Source organism: Actinomadura geliboluensis (assembly GCF_005889745.1).
Lineage (GTDB): Bacteria > Actinomycetota > Actinomycetes > Streptosporangiales > Streptosporangiaceae > Spirillospora > Spirillospora geliboluensis.
The window spans coordinates 1-4,788 of the sequence record NZ_VCKZ01000569.1; the positions used below are offsets into that span (position 1 = coordinate 1).

General features: G+C 72.2%; 6 protein-coding genes. 4 read left to right on the plus strand and 2 right to left on the minus strand.

Annotation, left to right across the window (positions count from 1 at the left end; all coding sequences use genetic code 11):
- The first annotated feature begins 168 nt into the window (after positions 1-168).
- The 3 genes from ETD96_RS41480 (at position 169) to ETD96_RS41490 (ending at position 2,670) form a co-directional block, all read left to right on the plus strand.
- On the plus strand, positions 169-1,323 hold the full coding sequence (locus tag ETD96_RS41480; RefSeq protein WP_138641958.1) for a 5-(carboxyamino)imidazole ribonucleotide synthase: 1,155 nt from the start codon (positions 169-171) through the stop codon (positions 1,321-1,323).
- Positions 1,320-1,814: a 5-(carboxyamino)imidazole ribonucleotide mutase gene (gene purE, locus ETD96_RS41485; protein WP_138641959.1), complete on the plus strand. Its 495-nt coding sequence runs from the start codon at positions 1,320-1,322 to the stop codon at positions 1,812-1,814. The genes ETD96_RS41480 and purE overlap by 4 nt, the downstream gene beginning before the upstream one ends.
- Positions 1,815-2,016: 202 nt before the next feature.
- Complete coding sequence (locus ETD96_RS41490) at positions 2,017-2,670, plus strand: hypothetical protein (RefSeq protein ID WP_138641960.1); 654 nt, start codon at positions 2,017-2,019, stop codon at positions 2,668-2,670.
- Positions 2,671-2,736: 66 nt separating this feature from the next.
- On the opposite strand, the gene ETD96_RS41495 is transcribed toward ETD96_RS41490, so the two are convergent.
- Together ETD96_RS41495 and ETD96_RS41500 are read right to left on the minus strand one after the other, a co-directional pair.
- A complete protein-coding gene (locus ETD96_RS41495; protein WP_138641961.1) occupies positions 2,737-3,150 on the minus strand; it encodes a CoA-binding protein in 414 nt (137 codons plus the stop codon).
- Positions 3,151-3,193: 43 nt separating this feature from the next.
- Positions 3,194-4,528 (minus strand): UDP-glucose dehydrogenase family protein, encoded by a 1,335-nt coding sequence (locus ETD96_RS41500; protein WP_138641962.1) that lies wholly within the window; start codon positions 4,526-4,528, stop codon positions 3,194-3,196.
- A 114-nt stretch (positions 4,529-4,642) separates the two neighbouring features.
- Between ETD96_RS41500 and ETD96_RS41505 the strand changes: the two genes are divergently transcribed.
- Positions 4,643-4,788 (plus strand): acyl-CoA dehydrogenase family protein (locus ETD96_RS41505; protein ID WP_171069497.1); only part of this gene is annotated, 146 nt, incomplete at its 3' end.

Consider the following 4,788-nt stretch of genomic DNA (forward strand, 5'->3'; position numbering starts at 1 on the left):
GTCCACGCGTTCCCTGCCCATTGTCACGACCCCCACACACCTGTGACGCCCGCCGCCGGGGATTCGTTCGCCCCGATCGGCCGATAGCCTTCTGACGTGAGTGTTCCACCGGATTCCCCGAGGGGGGACGACCTCCCACGCCCCCCGGCCCGGCTCCGCCGGGGTGAAATGCCCGTCGTGGGCATGGCGGGCGGCGGGCAGCTGGCCCGGATGACCCAGCAGGCCGCGATCGCGCTCGGCGTGTCGCTGCGCGTCCTCGCCGGGGCGCCCGACGAGTCGGCGGCCAAGGCCGTGTCCGACGTCCGGGTGGGGGACGACCGGTCCCGCGACGACCTGCTGGCGTTCGCCAAGGGCTGCGACGTGGTCACGTTCGACCACGAGCACGTCCCGGGCCCGCACATCCGGGAGCTGGAGGAGTCGGGCGTCCCGTGCCGGCCGGGCGCGGCGGCCCTCGCCCACGCCCAGGACAAGCTCGTCATGCGGGAGCGGCTCAGCGGCCTCGGCGTCCCGTGCCCCGCGTACGCGCCCGTGCCCGCGTCGGAACCCGCCGCCTTCCTGGCGGAGTACGGCCGCGAGCACGGCTGGCCGCTGGTCCTCAAGGCGACCCGCGGCGGCTACGACGGCAAGGGCGTCTGGATCGTGGACGAGCCGTCCGGCGAGGTGGAGCGGCTGCTCGCGGAGGGCGTCGACCTGATGGTCGAGCAGCACGTCCCGTTCCGGCGGGAGCTGGCCGCCCTCGTCGCGCGCTCGCCCTACGGGCAGGGCGCCGCGTACCCGATCGTGGAGACCGTCCAGGAGGGCGGCATCTGCACCGAGGTGATCGCGCCCGCACCGGGCCTGTCCGACGACCTTGCCGCCGAGGCGCAGAGCCTCGCCCTCCGCGTCGCGGAGGAGCTCGGCGTCGTCGGGCTGCTCGCGGTCGAGCTGTTCGAGACCGACGCCGGGCTGCTGGTGAACGAGCTGGCCATGCGCCCGCACAACTCCGGGCACTGGACGATCGAGGGCTCCCGGACGTCGCAGTTCGAGCAGCACCTGCGGGCCGTCCTCGACCTGCCGCTCGGCTCCACCGAGCCGACCGCCCCGTACACGGTGATGGCGAACGTGCTCGGCGGCGACGACCCGGACGTCTACTCCCGCTACATCCACGTGATGGCCCACGACCCGGCCGTCAAGGTGCACATGTACGGCAAGGAGTCGCGTCCCGGCCGCAAGATCGGCCATGTGACGGCGCTCGGCACAGACCTCGACGACGTCCGGGAACGGGCCCGTCATGCCGCGGACTACCTGCGTTGGGGGACGAAGATGGGGGAGAAGCGGAAATGACTGAGCCGGTCGTCGGCGTGGTGATGGGCAGCGACTCCGACTGGCCCGTCATGGAGGGCGCCGCGCAGGCGCTGGCGGAGTTCGGCGTCCCCTACGAGGCCGACGTTGTGTCCGCGCACCGGATGCCGCACGACATGATCGCCTACGGGGAGGAGGCCGCCGGCCGCGGCCTCCGCGTGATCATCGCGGGCGCGGGCGGCGCCGCGCACCTGCCCGGCATGCTGGCGTCGGTGACGCCGCTGCCGGTGATCGGCGTCCCGGTGCCGCTGAAGTACCTCGACGGCATGGACTCGCTGCTGTCGATCGTGCAGATGCCCGCGGGCGTCCCCGTCGCGACGGTCGCGGTCGGCGCGGCCCGCAACGCCGGGCTGCTGGCCGTCCGCATCCTGGCCGCGTCCGATGAGGGGCTGCGGGCCAAGATGGAGGTCTTCCAGAAGGACCTCTACGGCCAGGCCAAGGCGAAGGGCGCCCGGCTCCGCGACAAGCTGTAGCGTCCTGCCGCCACCCGCCGCGGACTCCCCGGCGATCCTTCTGAGCGACCGATTCGAGTTCGCGTCAAAGGACATCAGGGTCCGCGAGAGGTGATGTTGGGGCCCTATGGCCCTAGGGGGCCGGACGTCATTCTCCATACATTTTTCTCCAGTGATCGGGCGGCTAATCGGAAAGCCCGACAATGGAAGGAAGTGTGGAGAAATGCACGAGGAGAAGTCTGAGCCGCGCAAGCCGTCGCGGCGCCGCGCCGCGATCGCCGCGGCGGTGGGCGTCACCGCGCTGAGCGGCGCCATCACCGCCGGCGTGCTCGTGGGCGGTCAGTCGGAGTCCGGGCCGGTCGGCAAGGTCTCCGCGGTGTCCGACCAGCAGGCGCCCGCCGTGCTGGGGGGAGCCGCGGCGGGCACCGGAGCCGAGTCGGGCACCGGGGCCGCGTCGGGCACCGAGGCCGCGTCGGGCGCCGGGAGCGCCGGGGCCACCGGGAGCGCCGGGACCAAGGCGACGGCCGGCGCGAAGGCGAAGGAGAAGTGCAACACGGTCGACCGGTACATCAACTCCAACACCATTCCGACGAACTACCAGTGGCACTCGAGCGTCAAGTACTGCTGGAACGGCAAGAAGGTGCGGATCATCCGGGCGAGCAGCTACCTGAAGAAGGCGGGCTTCAACGTCAGGGAGGAGCCGAAGCCGAACCGCATCATCTTCAACAAGAAGCACTCCGCCGTGACCGTGATGATCAGCGCGGACGTGATCCGGCCGAACGCGTGGACCGATGTCATCCGGCACCCCAAGGTCCAGTACCGCATGTGGGCGATCAACGGGGCCCACACCTACAAGATCATCGACAACGAGGCCTAGCCGGCCGGCGGCCCCCGAGCGCGCTCGGGGGCCGCCGCCGCGCCTCGCGGAAGGCCGCTGCGGTCCCTAGCGGCGCAGCGCCCATTCGACGGCGGGGCAGCGGTTCATGACGACGTCGAGCCCGGCGTCCTTCGCGCGCCGGGCCGCCGCCTCGTCGATCACTTCGAGCGGCAGCCACACGGCCTTCGCGCCGGCCGCGATCGCCGCGTCCACGGCCTCACCGGCGTGCTCGGCGCGCCGGTAGACGCCGACCACGTCCACCTTCTCCGGGACGTCGGCGAGCGACGCGTAGCCCCGCTCGCCGAGCACCTCCCGCCCCGCCGGGTGGACGGGGATGATCCGCTTCCCGCGCTCCTGCATCAGCCGGGCCTGGGTGTAGACCTCGCGGTCGGGGTTGTCGCCGAGCCCGACGAAGGCCCACGTCCCGGTCTCGTTCAGCAGCCGCCGGATCACGTCCTGGTCGGCGAATTCGTCTGCCATGTCCACGACAACAGCGCCCGCGATCCTTTGCTTCCCGCGGCGCTCAGGGGCGTCCGAGCGCGCGGTAGTTCCAGCCCGCCGCGCGCCAGCGCTCTGGGTCGAGGGCGTTGCGGCCGTCCACGATGTTGCGTTCGGCGACGGCCTCGGCGAGCGCGGCCGGGTCCATGCCGCGGAACTCCGGCCACTCGGTCAGCAGCAGGACGACGTGCGCGTCCCGGGCCGCCGACAGGGCCGAGTCGCCGTACTCCAGGGTCGGCTGGGCGCGGCGCGCGTTCCGCATGGCCTGCGGGTCGTACACGGTCACCTTCGCGCCCTGCGCCCGGATGGACGCGGCCACGTCCAGCGCGGGGGAGTCGCGCACGTCGTCGGAGTTCGGTTTGAACGCGGCGCCGAGGACGCCGACCGTCCGGCCGGCGAACGAGCCGCCGAGAAGCTGGCGGGCGAGGTCCACCATCCGGATCCGGCGCCGGATGTTGATCTCGTCGACCTCGCGCAGGAACGTCAGCGCCTGGTCGGCGCCGAGCTCGCCCGCGCGGGCCATGAACGCCCGGATGTCCTTCGGCAGGCAGCCGCCGCCGAAGCCGAGCCCGGGGCCGAGGAACTTGCCGCCGATCCGGTCGTCGTAGGACAGCGCCTCCGAGAGCTTCGTCACATCGGCGTGCGCGGCCTCGCAGACCTCCGCCATCGCGTTGATGAACGAGATCTTGGTGGCGAGGAAAGCGTTGGCGGACACCTTCACGAGCTCGGCCGTGGGGAAGTCGGCGGTGATGAACGGCGTGCCCTCGGCGATCATCGTCCGGTAGACCTCGCGGAGCACCTTCTCGGCGTGCTCGGCCGCGCCCTGCTCGGCGGGCAGCCCCGCCACGATCCGGTCGGGGTGCAGGGTGTCCTGGACGGCGAACCCCTCGCGGAGGAACTCGGGGTTCCAGGCGAGCACGGCGTCGCCGCCGACCGGCGCGACCCGGGCGAGGGTCTCGGCGAGCCGCTCGGCCGTCCCGACCGGCACGGTCGACTTGCCCACGATGAGGCAGGGCCGGTTCAGCAGCGGCGCGAGGGAGGCGACGGCGTCGTCCACGTAGCTCATGTCGGCCGCGTACTCGCCGGCCTTCTGCGGCGTCCCGACGCACAGGAAGTGGACGTCCCCGAACTCGGCGGCCTCCTTGTAGGACGTCGTGAACCGCAGCCGCCCGGTCTCCAGGCCCCGGCGCAGCACCGGTTCCAGGCCGGGCTCGTAGAACGGCAGGTCACCGGCGGCGAGCCGCGCGATCCGCTCGGCGTCCACGTCCAGCCCGAGGACCTCGAAGCCCAGGTCGGCCATGCAGGCCGCGTGGGTGGCGCCCAGATAGCCCGTTCCGATGACCGTCAGCCGGTGGGTCAAGACCCGCTCCCTTCGATTCGCCGTCGCCGACTAGCGGCCTCTCCTGACACGTGCCCACTGCGGGCCCGTACCTGCCCTGCCCGCCAGTCCCTACTGGCGGGTAGCATCTGCGGCATGAGTTCTGACTTTCCCACGTATGCGCCGTCGGAGGAGCATGAGCTGCTGCGGCGCACGGTGCGTGAGCTGGCCGAGGCCAAGATCGCTCCTTTCGCGGCGGAGGTGGACGAGGAGTCCCGGTTCCCGCAGGAGGCGCTGGAGGC

Bases quoted from the DNA above. Each gene is read 5' to 3' on its own strand.
- purE (WP_138641959.1), top strand. From the start codon at position 1,320: ATGACTGAGCCGGTCGTCGGCGTGGTGATGGGCAGCGACTCCGACTGG.
- ETD96_RS41490 (WP_138641960.1), top strand. From the start codon at position 2,017: ATGCACGAGGAGAAGTCTGAGCCGCGCAAGCCGTCGCGGCGCCGCGCC.
- ETD96_RS41480 (WP_138641958.1), top strand. From the start codon at position 169: ATGCCCGTCGTGGGCATGGCGGGCGGCGGGCAGCTGGCCCGGATGACC.
- ETD96_RS41495 (WP_138641961.1), bottom strand. From the start codon at position 3,150: ATGGCAGACGAATTCGCCGACCAGGACGTGATCCGGCGGCTGCTGAAC.